The 16415-nt window shown below is 66.3% G+C and carries 13 protein-coding genes; 10 read left to right on the forward strand and 3 right to left on the reverse strand.

Annotated elements, in window-relative coordinates; genetic code table 11:
* Positions 1–79 precede the first annotated feature (79 nt).
* The 5 genes from QJT82_RS15230 (at position 80) to QJT82_RS15250 (ending at position 4645) form a co-directional block, all read left to right on the forward strand.
* Positions 80–982, forward strand: coding sequence for a LysR family transcriptional regulator (locus QJT82_RS15230; RefSeq protein ID WP_281446644.1), 903 nt, complete (start codon positions 80–82; stop codon positions 980–982).
* Positions 983–1211: 229 nt separating this feature from the next.
* Positions 1212–1610: a succinate dehydrogenase, cytochrome b556 subunit gene (gene sdhC, locus QJT82_RS15235; RefSeq protein ID WP_028340868.1), complete on the forward strand. Its 399-nt coding sequence runs from the start codon at positions 1212–1214 to the stop codon at positions 1608–1610.
* Between the two features lie 14 nt (positions 1611–1624).
* Positions 1625–1999: a succinate dehydrogenase, hydrophobic membrane anchor protein gene (gene sdhD / locus QJT82_RS15240; protein ID WP_085964893.1), complete on the forward strand. Its 375-nt coding sequence runs from the start codon at positions 1625–1627 to the stop codon at positions 1997–1999.
* Between the two features lie 3 nt (positions 2000–2002).
* The gene (gene sdhA / locus QJT82_RS15245) at positions 2003–3841 is read left to right on the forward strand and encodes a succinate dehydrogenase flavoprotein subunit (RefSeq protein ID WP_028340869.1); all 1839 of its coding nucleotides are present in this window, start codon (positions 2003–2005) and stop codon (positions 3839–3841) included.
* An 18-nt stretch (positions 3842–3859) separates the two neighbouring features.
* Complete coding sequence (locus QJT82_RS15250; RefSeq protein WP_028340870.1) at positions 3860–4645, forward strand: succinate dehydrogenase iron-sulfur subunit; 786 nt, start codon at positions 3860–3862, stop codon at positions 4643–4645.
* A 27-nt stretch (positions 4646–4672) separates the two neighbouring features.
* Here the strand turns inward: QJT82_RS15250 and QJT82_RS15255 are convergent, their stop codons facing one another.
* The 3 genes from QJT82_RS15255 to QJT82_RS15265 form a co-directional block, all read right to left on the reverse strand.
* Positions 4673–7423, reverse strand: a complete 2751-nt coding sequence (locus QJT82_RS15255) for a bifunctional acetate--CoA ligase family protein/GNAT family N-acetyltransferase (RefSeq protein WP_028340871.1) — start codon at positions 7421–7423, stop codon at positions 4673–4675.
* A gap of 125 nt (positions 7424–7548) precedes the next feature.
* A complete protein-coding gene (locus tag QJT82_RS15260) occupies positions 7549–9423 on the reverse strand; it encodes a ferrous iron transporter B (protein WP_028340872.1) in 1875 nt (624 codons plus the stop codon).
* Complete coding sequence (locus tag QJT82_RS15265; RefSeq protein ID WP_026192088.1) at positions 9420–9707, reverse strand: FeoA family protein; 288 nt, start codon at positions 9705–9707, stop codon at positions 9420–9422. Before QJT82_RS15265 ends, QJT82_RS15260 begins: the two co-directional genes overlap by 4 nt.
* A gap of 333 nt (positions 9708–10040) precedes the next feature.
* On the opposite strand from QJT82_RS15265, the gene QJT82_RS15270 reads away from it, so the two are divergent.
* From QJT82_RS15270 to QJT82_RS15290, 5 genes are all read left to right on the forward strand, one after another.
* Positions 10041–12185, forward strand: a complete 2145-nt coding sequence (locus QJT82_RS15270) for a hybrid sensor histidine kinase/response regulator (protein ID WP_028340873.1) — start codon at positions 10041–10043, stop codon at positions 12183–12185.
* Between the two features lie 344 nt (positions 12186–12529).
* Positions 12530–14566, forward strand: a complete 2037-nt coding sequence (locus tag QJT82_RS15275; protein WP_028340874.1) for an ABC transporter ATP-binding protein/permease — start codon at positions 12530–12532, stop codon at positions 14564–14566.
* A 30-nt stretch (positions 14567–14596) separates the two neighbouring features.
* Positions 14597–15454 (forward strand): FkbM family methyltransferase, encoded by an 858-nt coding sequence (locus QJT82_RS15280; RefSeq protein ID WP_155258503.1) that lies wholly within the window; start codon positions 14597–14599, stop codon positions 15452–15454.
* Between the two features lie 191 nt (positions 15455–15645).
* Entirely contained in the window at positions 15646–16032 is a 387-nt protein-coding gene (locus QJT82_RS15285) for a VOC family protein (RefSeq protein ID WP_028340876.1), read from the forward strand.
* Positions 16033–16141: 109 nt separating this feature from the next.
* Entirely contained in the window at positions 16142–16375 is a 234-nt protein-coding gene (locus tag QJT82_RS15290) for a hypothetical protein (protein ID WP_080686756.1), read from the forward strand.
* The last annotated feature ends 40 nt before the right edge of the window (positions 16376–16415 follow it).

A 16415-nucleotide genomic window follows, 5' to 3' on the forward strand; every position in this document is an offset into this window, starting at 1 on the left:
GAAAGACGGGGGTATTGCTGCAAATGAGCAGGCTCTCTTGCGAAATGCGGAAGGATCGAGCTTGGACCAGCTTGCGGCGATGGCGGCCTTTGTTCGCGCGGTCGAGAGCGGCAGCCTGTCGGCGGCCGCGCGCGCGCTGCCGAGCTCGCTGACCTCGGTGAGCCGGCAGATCAGCGCGCTGGAGGAGCATTTCGGCACCCGCCTGCTGCTGCGTACCACCCGCCAGCTCGCGCTGACCGACGACGGACGCATCCTCTACGAGCGCGCGAAATCGATCCTCGGCGAGGTCAGGGAGATCGAGGCGGCGCTGGCGCGCGACCCGCATCAGCCATCGGGGCGGATCCGCGTCAGCTCGCCGAGTCTGATCGGGCGGCTCGTGATCGCGCCCTTGCTGGTCGAGTTTCTGCGCCGCTATCCAGCGCTGTCCGTCGACTTGCTGTTGATCGACCGCGCGGTGGACATGGTCGAGGAGGATATCCATCTGGCTATACGCATCGGCCGCTTGCGCGACTCGCTGCTCGTGGCGCGCAAGCTCACCGATCTGCAGATGATCGTATGCGCGTCGCCGGACTATCTGGCCCGGCGCGGCGCGCCGCAGACACCGGATGATCTTGCCGGGCATGACTGCCTGGTGTTTTCCGATTCGCCCGGCAGCGCGGAGTGGCGCTTTGCCGACGGCAGCAAGACGGGTCGCAAAATCCGCATATCCGGTCGGCTCTGGATGAATAGCCTCGACGCGCTGGTCAGTGCAGCGCGGGAGGGCGCCGGCATCGTCCGCGTGCCGTCCTGGCAAGTGCAGTCCGAGCTCGCCGACGGTCGCTTGACGCGCCTGCTGATCGACCACGAGCCGGCACCGACGCCGCTGCATCTGATGCTTCAGCCGTCACGTCTCGCATCGCCTAAGATCAGGGCATTTGTCGATTATCTGGTGGAACAGTGGGGCAGAATCGATGCCTTGCGGACCCCGTTTGCGGGCGGCTGAGCGCGCCTATCGATCCGCGAGTATCATGATTCACTACTTGGTTCGCTCGACCTTGCATCTGGTATACCACACTGCGGATCAACCAGAATTCGGCAAGTCTAACAATGAACTTCGGTTCGACCGAAGGCTATTTGGCCGTTGCGCGGGGTGATCCTAGTCCGTAAATAGAACTCCTCTACCGCGTTCCCCGATGGGCCGGCCGCGGTCCCTCACAACACAAAGCCCGCCGATGACCGCCAGGATCGAACGACCGCTTTCACCCCATTTGCAGACCTATCGGTGGACGCTGACGATGGCGCTGTCCATCGTCCACCGCGCCACAGGTTTGGCCCTCTATTTCGGCACGCTGCTGCTGGCTTGGTGGCTGATCGCCGCCGCCTCCGGCCCCTCGGCTTACGCCAACGTCCAGGCCTTCACCGGCAGCGCGATCGGCAAGCTGATCGTGTTCGGCTACACGTGGGCGCTGATGCACCATCTGTGCAGCGGCATCCGGCATTTCGTCTGGGACCTCGGCTACGGCTTCAAGGCCAATGAGCGCGAAGCCCTGACCTGGGGCGCGCTGGTCGCCGGCATCGCGCTGACCGTGCTGATCTGGATCATCGCTTACGCCGTGGGAGGTGGACGATGAGCGGCCCCTCTTCGATGCGCACGCCGCTGGAGCGCGTCCGCGGCCTCGGCTCCGCGCACACCGGCACGGGCGATTTCTGGCGCCAGCGCCTCACCGCAGTTGCGATGACACTGCTGATCGTTCCCGTGATCGTCGTGGTGATCACGCTGATCGGCCGCAACCATGCCGGCGCGGCGCAGATCCTCGGCTCGATCCCGATCGCCATCATCCTGCTGCTCTTCATCATCGCCAGCACCTGGCACATGAAGATCGGCATGCAGGTCGTGATCGAAGACTACATCCACAACGAGAAGCTGAAGATCGCCAGCGTGATGGCGAACAACTTCTTCTGCGTCGCGGTCGCATTGGCCTCGATCTACGCAATCCTCAAATTGTCGTCGGGAGTTTGATCCATGGCCGGTGAAGGAAACGGCAAGGCCACCAACGGTGGCCCGGCCACGAACGGCAAGGCCTACCCGATCCAGGACCATACCTACGACGTCGTCGTGGTCGGCGCCGGCGGCGCCGGCCTGCGCGCCGTGGTCGGCTGCTCGGAAGCCGGGCTGCGCACCGCCTGCATCACCAAGGTGTTCCCGACCCGCTCGCACACGGTGGCGGCGCAGGGCGGCATCTCGGCCTCGCTCGGCAACATGCATCAGGACGACTGGCGCTGGCACATGTACGACACCGTGAAGGGGTCGGACTGGCTCGGCGACCAGGACGCGATCGAATACATGGTGCGCAACGCGCCCGACGCGGTCTACGAGCTCGAGCATTGGGGCGTTCCGTTCTCGCGCACCGAGGACGGCAAGATCTATCAGCGCCCGTTCGGCGGCATGACCATCGACTTCGGCAAGAGCCAGGCGCAGCGCACCTGCGCCGCCGCCGACCGCACCGGTCACGCCATGCTGCACACGATGTACGGCCAGTCGCTGCGCCACTCGGCCGAGTTCTTCATCGAGTTCTTCGCCATCGACCTGATCATGGACGACCAGGGCGTCTGCCGCGGCGTGATCGCACTCAAGCTCGACGACGGCACGCTGCACCGCTTCCGCGCCCAGACCACGATCCTGGCGACCGGCGGCTATGGTCGCGCCTATGCCTCCTGCACCTCGGCGCACACCTGCACCGGCGACGGCGGCGGCATGGTGCTGCGCGCCGGCCTGCCGCTGCAGGACATGGAATTCGTCCAGTTCCACCCGACCGGCATCTACGGCTCGGGCTGTCTCGTCACCGAAGGCGCCCGCGGCGAAGGCGGCTATCTCGTCAACTCCGAGGGCGAGCGCTTCATGGAGCGCTATGCGCCGTCGGCCAAGGACCTCGCCTCGCGCGACGTCGTCTCGCGCGCGATGACGATCGAGATCCGCGAAGGTCGCGGCGTCGGCAAGAAGAAGGACCACATCTTCCTGCACCTCGATCACCTCGATCCGAAGGTGCTGCATGAGCGGCTGCCGGGCATCTCCGAATCGGCGAAGATCTTCGCCAATGTCGACGTCACCCGCGAGCCGATCCCGATCGTGCCGACCGTGCACTACAACATGGGCGGCATCGCCACGAACTATCACGCCGAGGTGCTGACCAAGCGCAATGGCGACGACAATTCGGTGGTGCCGGGCCTGATGGCGATCGGCGAAGCGGCCTGCGTCTCGGTGCATGGCGCCAACCGCCTCGGCTCCAACTCGCTGATCGATCTCGTGGTGTTCGGCCGCGCCGCGGCGCTGCGCCTTGCCGACAAGCTGACCGCGAACGCCAAGCAGCCGGAGCTGCCGAAGGATTCGTCCGACCTCGCGCTCGGCCGGCTCGACCACTTCCGCCACGCGTCCGGCGGCACGCCGACCGCGAAGCTGCGCGACAGCATGCAGCATGTGATGCAGAACAATTGCGCGGTGTTCCGCACCGGCGACGTGCTGCAGGAAGGCCAGAACCTGATCCACAAGGTCTATGGCGGCGTCGGCGACATCTCGGTGTCGGACCGCTCGCTGGTGTGGAATTCCGACCTGATCGAGACGCTGGAATTCGACAATCTGATCGTGCAGGCGGTCGTGACGATGGATTCGGCGGCCAACCGCACCGAAAGCCGCGGCGCGCATGCGCGCGAGGATTTCCCGGACCGCGACGACAAGAACTGGATGAAGCACACGCTGACCTGGATCGATCCGGCCGGCAAGACCGCGGTCGAGTACCGTCCGGTGCACAGCTACACGATGACCAATGACGTGCAGTACATCCCGCCGAAGGCGCGGGTCTACTGAGAACGAAGGCGAGCAAGCATGGTTGAATTCGCACTTCCGAAGAATTCGAAGATTTCCGGCGGCAAGACCTGGCCGAAGCCGGCCGGTGCCGCCGAGACGCGCGAATTCCGGGTGTATCGCTGGAACCCGGACGACGGCAAGAATCCGAGCGTCGACACCTATTATGTCGACACCCACGATTGCGGTCCGATGGTGCTGGACGGTCTGATCTGGATCAAGAACCACATCGACCCGACGCTGACCTTCCGCCGCTCCTGCCGCGAAGGCGTCTGCGGCTCCTGCGCAATGAACATCGACGGCCAGAACACGCTGGCCTGCACCAAGTCGATGCACGACGTCGGCGCGGGCGGCGCGGTGAAGGTCAATCCGCTGCCGCACCAGCCGGTGGTGAAGGACCTGGTCCCCGACCTGACCAATTTCTACGCCCAGTATGCCTCGATCGAGCCGTGGCTGAAGACCACGACGCCGACGCCGCAGAAGGAGTGGAGGCAGAGCCACGAGGACCGCGAGAAGCTCGACGGCCTCTACGAGTGCATCCTCTGCGCCTGCTGCTCGACCTCCTGCCCGAGCTACTGGTGGAACAGCGAACGCTTCCTCGGCCCCGCCGCGCTGCTGCAGGCAAACCGCTGGGTCACCGACTCCCGTGACGAAGCGACCGGCGAGCGGCTCGACAATCTCGAGGATCCGTTCCGCCTCTATCGCTGCCATACCATCATGAACTGCGCCAAGGCGTGCCCGAAGGGCCTCAATCCCTCCGAAGCGATCGCCGAGCTCAAGTTCAAGCTGGTCGAACGCCAGATCTGATCCGACACGGCCGCGGCTGGCGCGTCGTCAGCGCCCAGCCGCAGCAGGCCGGATCAGGATATCGGCGCCGACCGCATCGACCGTGGATCGGTCGAGATCGAGCACGACATCGACGATGCTGTGATCCTCCGGATCCATCGTGACGGTGAAGCCGAGATCGCGGCACATCCCGATCATCGTGGTGTTCTCGGTCAGCACCTGGCCGGACAGGCGCTTCAATCCCTCCGACCGCGCATAGTGGATCAGGAGCTGCATCAGCGCCCAGCCGAGGCCTTTGCCCTTGAGATCGGACTGCAGCAGGATCGCGTATTCGGCATTCTCATACAGCGAATCCGAGTGCAGCCGGACCGCACCCATCATCTCGCCGGTGTTCGGATCGAGCGCCACAAAGGCCATCGCGCGCGCATAGTCGAGCTGGGTCAGGCGCGCGATGAAGGCGTGCGAGAATTCCTTCATCGCATGGAAGAAGCGCAGCCTGAGGTCTTCGGCGGTGACGCGCTTGAAGAAATCGCTGACCATCGGCTCGTCCTCCGGCCGCATCGGGCGCACCGTGACGCGCGAGCCGTCGCGCAGCGCAAGCTCACCCTCCCATTGCGACGGATACGGCCTGACCGCGAGCCGGGTGTGGCCGGCGAACAGCCGAGTGGGTTTGCGGATCGCGACGCGCGCATCGAGCGCGAGCACGCCGTTCTCGTCCGCCAGCATCGGGTTGATGTCGAGCTCGGCGACCTCGGGAATGTCGGCCGCCATCTGCGCCAGCTTGACAAGGGTGAGCGGCACCACATCGGCCGGGACCGCCGGCACATCGCCATAGCCGCCGAGCAGCCGCGAGACGCGGGTGCGTCCGATCAGCTCGCGGGCGAGATTCATGTCGAGCGGCGGCAGCGCCAGCGCCTTGTCGTTGATCACCTCGACCGCGGGGCCGCCACGCCCGAACACGATCACCGGACCGAAGGTCGGATCTTCGGCGATGCCGAGGATCAGCTCACGCGCCGCGCGCCGCACGATCATCGGCTGGATCGTCACGCCTTGCAGGATGGCATCGGGCCGCGCACTTCGTGCCCGCGCCATGACCGTCCGCGCAGCTTCAACGACGCTGTCTTTCGTGCGCAGGTCGAGGATCACGCCGCCGACGTCGGAGGCGTGCCGGATGTCGCGTGAGAAGACCCTGACCACGATCGCATGTCCCTCGGCGAGGAACGGCGCCGCCTTCGCGGCGGCGTCCTCGGCGGTCTCGACGACGAGCGTCGTCACGATCGGAATATGATAGGCCGCGAACAGGGCGACGATCTCGGCCGGATCGAGCCAGGCGCGCCCTTCCGACAGCGCGTTCACGACGACGTGCCGCGCCGCCGCCGTCTCCGGCGTGAACACCGATGCGACGCCAGGCGGGGTTGCGGCGAGCGCGGTCGAGGCCTCGCGATAGCGCACCAGATACATGAAGGCGCGTACCGCATCGTCCTCGGTCGGGAAATGCGGAATCCGCGCCGCCTCGAAGATCGCGCCGGTGCGTTCGTCGGCGCCGACCCAGGCCGCGAGCACCAATGCCGCTACCGCACTCCGCTTCGTCCTGCGGTCGCGCACGCATTGCGCCACCGCCTCGGCAATCCCCTGGGCCGGCGCCACCGCGGTTTCCACGTTCGCGACCAGCACCGCGTCGCTGTTGGCATCATCGAGCAGTGCGTTGAGCGCCACCACGTAGCGGTCGGCATCGGCATCGCCCGCGATGTCGACCGGATTGGCGTAGGACCAGCCCGGCGGCAACACCTTGTCGAGCCGTTCGATGGTCTCCGCGGTCAGTGTCGCGGGAACGCCGCCGAGCTCGGCCAGCCGGTCGGTCGCGAGGATGCCGAGCCCGCCGCCATTGGTCAGGATGGCGAGCCGGTTGCCGCGCGGGATGAAGCCGCGGCCGAGCAGCTCGGCGCAATCGAACAGCTGGCGCAGGTCGTAGACACGCAGCATGCCGGCGCGGCGGAATGCGGCGTCGTAGACCGCATCGGAGCCTGCCAGCGCGCCAGTGTGGGTCGCGGCGGCCTTCGCGCCCTGCGCCATCCGTCCCGACTTGACGATGACGACCGGCTTCAACCGCGCCGCGGCGCGCGCCGCCGACATGAACTTGCGCGCGTCCTTGACGGCTTCGAGATAGATCAGGATCGCGCTGGTGTGGTCGTCGAGCGCGAAATAATCGAGGAGGTCGGCGACGTCGACGTCGAGCTGGTCGCCGATCGACGCGATGCCGGAGAAGCCGAGCCGCCGCTCCGGCGCCCATTCGATCATCGCCGACGCGACCGCGCCGGACTGCGAGATCAGGGCAACGTGCCCGTCGGACGGCTGATGCGAGGCGAAGCTCGCATTGAGCTTCACACGCGGCACCATGACGCCGAGGCAATTCGGCCCGATCAGGCGCATGCCATGCCGTCGCGCCGTCTGCCCCACGGTCTCCGCGAGCGAGCCCGCGCCATGGCCAAGACCGGCCGACAGGATCGCCGCGCCGGCAACGCCGGCCGAAGCCGCCTCCGCGACGATCTCCGGAACCGCCGCCGCCGGCGCGCTGATGACGACGAGATCCGGAACGAATGGCAGCGACTTCAGTTCGGGGACGGTCGGCGCACCATCGACGTCAGCATAGTTCCGATTGACGACGCCGACGCGGCCGGTGAAGCCGCTCGCTTTGATGTTCCTGAGCACCGCCGCGCCGAGCGACGACTGACGCGGGCTGCCGCCGACGATTGCGATGCTTCGAGGCGAAAATAGCCGCTCCAGGCCGTACGTCGACATTGCATGGTCTCGCAGGGAACACGCGGAGGCGCCCGCTTCATGCGCCCTCGACCAACTCTACTGCTTCGCTTGGCTGCATGCACCTATCGCAGTTTCGAGTCGAAATGATGAAACTGCGTTGCCGATCAATGCAGGCCGAGCGCCTGCGCCAGGTTGAAGGTCAGGAAGCTCGCGACATAGGCCAGCGCGAGCATGTAGATGAACGTCACCACCATCCACTTCGCGCCGCCGGTCTCGCGGCGGATCACCGCGAGCGTCGAGGCGCATTGCGGGGCGAAGATGTACCAGACCAGCAGCGACAGCGCGGTCGCCAGCGTCCATTTCTGCGCCAGCACCTGGCCGATCTGGTCCGCCGCCTCCTTGCCGCCCTCGATCGAATAGACGGTGCCGAGCGCCGCCACCGCGACCTCGCGCGCCGCCATGCCCGGAATCAGCGCCACCGCGATCTGCCAGTTGAACCCGATCGGCCGCAGCAGCGGCTCGAGCGCATGGCCGATCATCGCCGCAAAGCTGTAATTGATCGCCGGCCCCTCGGCGCCGGCCGGCGCCTGCGGGAACGAGGCCAGGAACCAGATCAGCACCATCATCGACAGGATCGTGGTGCCGGCCCGGTACAGGAACATCTTGGCGCGGGTGAACACGCCGATCGCGATGCTGCGCAGTCGCGGCATCTTGTAATCGGGTAATTCCAGCATGAACGGCGCCGGCGCGCGATCACGCCACAGGAAGAATTTCGCGATCGCCGAGACCGTCAGCGCGCTGGTGATGCCAGCGGCATAGAGGCCGAACATCACGAGCCCCTGCAGATTGACGAAACCCCACAGCGTGGTCGCCGGAACGAAGGCGGAAATGATCAGCGTGTAGACCGGAATGCGCGCCGAGCAGGTCATCAGCGGCGCGATCAGGATCGTGGTCAGGCGGTCGCGGCGGTTGTCGATGACGCGCGTTGCCATGATTCCGGGAATCGCGCAGGCAAAACTCGACAACAGCGGAATGAAGGCGCGGCCATGCAGCCCGGCGCCGCCCATGATGCGGTCCATCAGGAACGCGGCGCGCGCCATGTAGCCGAAATCTTCCAACAGCAGGATGAACAGGAAGATGATGATGATCTGCGGCAGGAACACGATCACGCTGCCGACGCCGGAGATCACGCCGTTCTGCAGGAAGCTCTGCAACAGGCTCCAGCTTTCCGGCAGCACGCCGTGGATCAGCTGCCCGAGCGCGGCGAAGCTGTCCGAGAGAAATTCCATCGCCGGCTGCGCCCAGGTGAACACCGCCTGGAACATCACGAACAGGATCACGGCCAGGATCACGAGACCCCAGACCGGATGCAGCACGACCGAATCGATCCGGTTGGTCAGCGTGTCGGGCTTGGTCGGCAGCGTCACCGCCGCGGCGATGATGCGGTCCGCCTCGCGCTGCGCCGCCTTGAGGTCGGCGATCGTCGGCGTCGTCCACTCGCTGGCCGCCGCCTCATGCGACTTCGCCAGGAATTCGTCGGTCCGCTTCAGGAGCTCGTCGATGCCGCCCTTGCGGACCGCGACCGAGGTCACGATCGGTAGCCCCAGCTCCTGCGACATCCGGTCGATGTCGATCGTGACACCGCGGCGCCGGGCGATATCGATCATGTTGAGCACCAGCATCATCGGCCGGCCGACGCGCTTTAACTCGAGCACCAGCCGCAAGGTCAGCCGCAGATTGGTGGCGTCCGCGACGCAGAGCACGAGATCGGGCACCGCCTCGCCGTCGAAGCGGCCCAGCACGATGTCGCGGGTGATCTCCTCGTCCGGGCTGCGGCCGCGCAACGAATAGGTGCCGGGCAGGTCAAGCACGGTCACGCTGCGGCCCTCCGGCGTGACGAAGCCGCCGGACTTGCGCTCGACCGTGACGCCCGGGTAGTTGGCGACCTTCTGACGGCTGCCGGTCAGGCTGTTGAACAGCGACGTCTTGCCGGTGTTCGGCGCGCCGACCAGCGCCAGGCGCAGGGATGCAGTGGTCATTCGACGATCACAGCCATGGCTTCGCTCCGGCGCAGCGCGATCGTGATGTTGTCGACGCGCACCGCGATCGGGTCCTTCCGGATCGTGCCTTCATGCAGGATTTCCACGCGGGCGCCCTCGACAAATCCCATCTCGACCAGGCGCTGCTCCAGTTCCTGTGGAGACAGCGATGAGCCCGTCACGAGCGCATCGAGCCTGATGATCTTTCCGACAAAACCGCGATCCGCATGTCCGAGCCGGACATCCTGCAAATTATCCCGGGAGCTGTTTGGATCGCCTGTCATGCGGCCTGTTTTTCAGCAGGTAGTCACAGGGTCAAGCGTTTGCCCGTGAGAGGTTTTAGAACTCCTAAAAACAGCGCCCGGAAGCGCCATCCAGGCCGATTTTCCGCTTGACTGCCGGCGAGGCGCTAACGAGGTCGTGATGCCACGGTGCCGCAGCCGCCCCGCGCGGCCCCGGACGCGAGCCGGCTGCGAATTGATCGATCCGGGTTGGCCTCCGGTAACCTTGACCGATCGCGGAATGGCGAACGAGCGTCCGCACCGAGCCCGGCGGCGCCGTTTCGCTTCCTCCCGCGCAACGGTTTGCGTTATGGTTCCTGCGGAGCCGGAGCGCCCGTGCAGACCGCACAACGCAATTCGCTGAGACTGCTGCAATGGATGATGGCCGCCGCGCTGGCCCTTCCGCTGGCGCTGTTCGTTTTTGCCTCCGCAATGTCCTGGATCTCGACCAGCGAGGCCGCCGACCAGGAGATCCAGCGCACGCTCGATGTCGCCCATGAGCACGCGCTGAAGGTGTTCGAGACCATCGATCGCGGCCTGGCCGAGGTCACCGAGGTCGTCCGCGGCATGGGCGATGCCGATATCGGCGCGCGCGAGAAGAGCCTGCATGAGCGGCTGCGCCAGGTCGCCATGGCGCTTCCCCAGGTGAAATCGGTCTGGGTGTTCGACGCCAACGGCCGCGCCCTCGTCAACAGCCTGGTGCAGCCGGCCCCCGACATCGACTTCTCGGACCGGGATTACTTCCGGATTCATGCCCAGGGCGACATCGGCACCTATATCGGCGAGGTGCTGACGCCGCGGCCGCCCTATCTGGGCTCGCGGTTCTTCAGCGTCGGCCGGCGCCGCAACGGCGACGACGGCAGCTTTGCCGGCGTGATCCAGGCCTCCGTGCTTCCGGAATATTTCGAGAATTTCTACGCCAGGATCGGCCGCGAGCCCGGCAGCTTCCTGGCGCTGATCCGGACCGATGGCGCAGTGCTGGCGCACTTCCCTACCGTCAACCGCGACGTCCGGTTCGAGCCGAGCGGCCCGCTCGGGCGGCAGATCGTCGCCAATCCCGAGGCCGGGACAATGACGATCCGTTCCCCGGCCGACGGCATCGAGCGGCGCATGCGCTATCAGCGGCTGGCGGGATACCCGGTCTATGTCAGTGCCGGCCTCGAAACCTCGGCGATCCAGTCGCGCTGGATGTCGACCATGGCCCAGCACCTGATCTTCGGGATCCCGGCCACCGGCCTGCTGTTCGGCCTGCTCGCGCTCGCCTTCCGGCGAACCCAGCGCCTGCAGGAGGAGGCCAACCGGCGCATCGAGGCCGAGGAGGCATTGCGGCACGGCCAGCGGCTCGAGGCACTCGGGCAGCTCACCGGCGGCGTCGCGCACGACTTCAACAACCTGCTCACCGTGATCCGCGCGTCGGTCGACATGTTGCGGCGGCCGGACCTGCCGGAGCCGCGGCGGCAGCGCTACATCGATGCGATCTCCAACACCGTGAACCGTGCCGCCAAGCTGACCAACCAGCTGCTTGCATTCGCGCGGCGGCAAACCCTCAAGCCCGAGGTGTTCGACGCCTGCCAGAATGTCCGCACCCTGAGCGAGATGATCGCAACCCTGATCGGCGCGCGCATCGAGATCACGGCGCAAGTGCCGGACGAGACCTGTCTCGTCAACGCCGATGCCGGCCAGTTCGAGACCGCCATCATCAATATGGCGGTGAACGCGCGCGACGCCATGGACGGCGTCGGCCGCCTCACGATCGCGGTCCGCGCCGTGGACAGACTGCCGTCCGCGACCGGCACGCCGCCGAACTCGCCCGGCCATGTCGCGGTGTCGGTGACCGACACCGGCGTCGGAATTCCGCAGGAGCTGTTCGGCCGCATCTTCGAGCCGTTTTACACCACCAAGGAGGTCGGTCACGGCACCGGCCTCGGCCTGTCCCAGGTGTTCGGCTTCGCCAAGCAGTCCGGCGGCGAGGTGACCGTCACCAGCGAAGTCGGCAAGGGTGCGACATTCACGCTGTATCTGCCGCGCGTCGTCGGCGGGCATGGCGCGCGGGCGCAGCGCACCGAGGACGCGCCCTCGGTCGATCGGACCGGCGCATCGGTCCTGATCGTCGAGGACAATGCCGAAGTCGGAAAGTTTGCCGCCGACACGCTGACCCAGCTCGGCTGCACCTGCGTGCTGGTGGACAACGCCACCCACGCGCTGGAGGAGCTCGCCGTCGACGCTGACCGGTTCGACCTGGTGTTCACCGATGTCGTGATGCCCGGCATGAGCGGCATCGAGCTTGCGGAAGAGATCCGCCGGCAGCGGCTCGATCTGCCGATCGTGCTCGCCTCTGGCTACAGCCAGGTGCTGTCGCAACAGGGCAGCGGCGGCTTCGAGCTGCTGCAGAAACCGTATTCGGCCGAACAGCTCGCGCGCGTGCTGCACAAAGCGACCCGGTCGCGCCGGCTGAGGCGCGATCAGGCGCCGGCGGAGTGAGGTGATTGCGTGGCACATCTCAAGCACGCTGTCGTCCTGGCGAAAGCCAGGACGACAGTGAGGATGAGTCGCAATTCCAGATGTCACACCGCGCGGTGTCATCACCCGCGCATGCGGGTGATCCAGTATTCCAGAGGCGCCAGCGCTTGAGCCGAGAGGCCGCGGCGTACTGGATCGCCCGGTCGAGCCGGGCGATGACAGATGAGGATGAGGACATAGCTCAGCTTTCTCGCGACATAATTTGTCCGAGCTTTGCATCTCGTTTCGCCCTCTCTTGAACAGAGGGCGCAGCTGACCACCGGTCCCAGTGCGGAACCGGGTAATTTGCCTGGCGTTATCGTGCCATGGGCAAAGCTGAGGCAAAATCCCAATCGTCGGCCAAAACCGCATCGCGTCGGAAAGCGAGCGCAAAGCCGGCTGATCAAGAGCGCAAGGATCCCGCGGCAAGCGAAGCGGATGAGAAGTCGGAATTTGTCGAGGTGACTGCCGAAGGCGGCGACCATGTCGAACCGCCGCCGCCTGAAATCGTCGAACCCGATCCCGAGCTGTCGGCCGAAGAGGCCGAAGAGGCGCGCAAGGACTATTTGCTGACGCGGTTCTGGATCAGCGCGCGCGGCTATTGGGGCCGGAGCGGCGACCGGCTGGCATGGCTGTTCACGATCGGCCTGCTGCTGTTGATCGTCGCCAATGTCGCCGTTCAATACGGAATCAATGTCTGGAATCGCGCGATCTTCGATGCGATCGAGAAGCGCGATTCGGCCAGTGTCTTCCACCTGACCGCCATCTTCTTTCCGCTCGCGATCGGCAGCGTGCTGCTGGGCGTTGCGCAGGTGTTCGGCCGCATGGGCATCCAGCGGCGCTGGCGCGCCTGGCTGACCAACGCCGTCGTGTCGCGCTGGCTGACCAACGGCCGCTACTACCAGCTCAACCTCGTCGACGGAGATCACAAGAATCCGGAGTACCGGATCGCGGAGGATCTGCGGATCGCGACCGATTCTCCGGTCGACTTCATCGCCGGCGTGACGTCGGCGCTGCTCTCGGCCGTCACCTTCATCGTCGTGCTCTGGACCATCGGCGGCGCGCTGACGGTGACGCTCGGCGGCTCGTCCATCAGCATCCCGGGCTTCCTGGTCATTGCCGCGATCATCTATGCGGCGATCGCGTCGGGCTCGATCACGGCGATCGGCCGCAGCTTCGTGCAGATCTCCGAGGACAAGAACCAGGCGGAAGCGGAATTCCGCTACATCCTGACCCGCGTGCGCGAGAATGGCGAAAGCATCGCGCTGCTCGGCGGCGAAACCGAGGAGCGCGACGGCATCGACAAGACGTTCTCGAACGTGTTGCGGCAATGGGCGCGGCTCGCCGGGCAGCACATGCGCACGACGCTGGTGTCGCAGGGATCGAATCTCATTGCGCCGGTGGTACCCTTGCTGCTGTGCGCGCCAAAATTCCTCGACGGCAGCATGTCGCTCGGCCAGGTGATGCAGGCGGCCTCGGCCTTCACCATCGTGCAGACGGCGTTCGGCTGGCTGGTCGACAACTATCCGCGGCTCGCCGACTGGAACGCCTGCGCACGGCGCATCGCCTCGCTGATGATGTCGCTTGACGGGCTCGAACGCGCCGAGACCGGCGACGGCTTCGGCCGCATCGAGCGCGGCGAGACCGAGGGCGAGGCCATGCTGAGCCTCAACGATCTCTCCGTCACGCTCGACGACGGCACCGCCGTGGTCGGCGAGACCGAAGTGGTGATCGAACCGGGGGAGCGGCTATTGGTCGCCGGCGAATCCGGCACCGGCAAGAGCACGCTGGTGCGCGCCATCGCCGGGCTGTGGCCGTGGGGCGGCGGCAGTGTCGGCCTGCACGCGGACCGCCGACTGTTCATGCTGCCGCAAAAGCCCTACGTGCCCTCGGGCACGCTGCGGCGCGCGGTGGCCTATCCCGGCGCGGCGGAGGACTGGAGCGTCGATGAGATCAGCCGTGCCCTGCACAAGGTCGGCCTCGACCATCTCAAGGACAAGATCGAGGAGGACGCGCCGTGGGACCAGACCCTGTCCGGCGGCGAGAAGCAGCGGCTCGCCTTTGCCCGACTGCTGCTGCACGCGCCCGACATCGTGGTGCTCGACGAGGCGACGTCCGCACTCGACGAGAAGAGCCAGGACAAGATGATGGAAATGGTGACGACGGAACTGCCGAAGGCGACCATCGTCAGCGTCGCCCATCGCGTCGAGCTCGAAGCGTTCCATAGCCGCAAGATCGTGCTGGAGCGCCGCAAGGGCGGCGCCAAACTGGTCAGCGACGTCGATCTGATCCCGCGCAAGGGCAAGCGAAGGCTGCTCGGCCGCTTCCTGCGGCAACGGCAGGCAGCGGGCAAGGCGGCGTAACGGGCGTTGGCGCTGCCGTCAAAACCGGCTATGCATGCCGCGCTTTTGACGAGGCCATGCGTGATCCCCAGCAACGACATATCGCCGGCGCCGTTCGGCGCCTTCGCGCCCAACGCGGCGCAGGCCGCCATCATCCGCCTGGCGCATGGCTCAGGATTGAAGCGCGGCGCGTTCCGGCCCTGGCTGTCGAAGCTGGTCAATCTGTTCGGCGCGGGTCCGCTGGACGTGACCTATCAGGGCGCATCGTTCCGCTTCTATCATCAGCAAAGCGCGACCGAGCGCGGCGCGTTGTTCAATCCCGATTACAACCTTGAAGAACTCGCCTTCCTGCGGGCGCATGTCGGCGCTAATGGCACCTTCGTCGATCTCGGCGCCAATGTCGGCACCTATGCGCTGGCGCTGGCGCGCGATGTCGGGCCCGGCGGCAAGGTGATCGCGATCGAGCCGCATCCGGTGACGCATGCACGGCTCAAGTTCAACACCGAGGCCTCCGGCTTTCCGCAGGTGCGCCTGGTTGCGGCGGCCGCTGGCCCGACCGATGGCGAACTGATGATCGAGACCGACGGCGACAATCTGGGCGCCAGCCACATCGTCACCGGCACGCCCACCGGCAAGGCGTTCAAGGTGCCGTCGCTGCGGCTGCAACGCATCCTCGACGAGGCCGGCGCGAGCAAGGTCGACGCGCTCAAGATCGACGTCGAGGGTTTCGAGGACCGCGTGCTGATCGGCTTTTTCCGCGACGCGCCGCAGTCGCTGTGGCCCGACGCGGTGGTGATCGAGCATCTGTCGAAGGACGAATGGACCGACGACTGCATTGCGGACATGCATGCGCGCGGTTACGTCGAGCAGGGCCGGACGCGGAGCAACACGCTGCTGGTACGGGGTTGAGACGTGGCCGCGGCCGAGATCTGCTCCCTCTCCCGCTTGCGAGGGAGGGCCGGGGTGGGGGTATGTCCACGAGTCATATTGTGGAAAGAGCCCCCACCCGGATTGCATCTTCGATGCAATCCGACCTCCCCCGCAAGCGGGAGAGGTGCAACGAGTCTGAGGATGTAGCGTCACAACAAGGGGGGCTCGCGATGATCGACCATATCGGCTTTTCTGTTTCCGACTATCAACGCGCGAAGGCTTTCTACCAGACGGCGCTGGCGCCGCTCGGCTACGGCCTGATCATGGAAGTGCCTGCGGAAGTGACCGGGCACGCGCCCGCCGCGGGCTTCGGCGCCGACGGCAAGCCGGACTTCTGGATCGGCGGCGAAGGCGCGATGAACAAGCCGGTGCATATCGCCATCACGGCCAAAGACCGCGCCACCGTCGATGCCTTCTACAAGGCTGCGATGGCGGTCGGCGGCCGCGACAACGGCGCGCCCGGCATTCGCGCGCATTATCACCCGAACTATTACGGCGCATTCGTGCTCGATCCCGACGGCCACAATATCGAGGCGGTCTGTCACACGCCCGGGTGAAACATCGGAACGCCGCGGCGCGCGATCCGTTGTCGCTGCGAACTTCGATGGAGCGATCAATGCGCGCGACGCGATCTGGCATCGGCAACCGCCGCGGGGTCTCGACATGATGCCGATCGAGCCCCCCGAGGTTCCGCCGACGACGCCGGGCACCCCGAGCGAACCGCCGCCGGGAATTCCACCCGGCAGTCCGCGACCGGAGATTCCGGAGCCGGTGCGCGAACCCGGCGAGCCGCCGCGACCGGACGAGTTGCCCGGCAAGACACCTGACGAATCACCGGTGCGCGGACCGCCCGGACCGTCCGGCCCACAGCCTGCGACGGATCGACTCGCCGGCCGGTGAGCCACTCTTGCGCCTTGGTTCCACGTCGATTGCAAATGTG

It is taken from the genome of Bradyrhizobium sp. Mp19 (assembly GCF_029952935.1).
Lineage (GTDB): Bacteria > Pseudomonadota > Alphaproteobacteria > Rhizobiales > Xanthobacteraceae > Bradyrhizobium > Bradyrhizobium elkanii.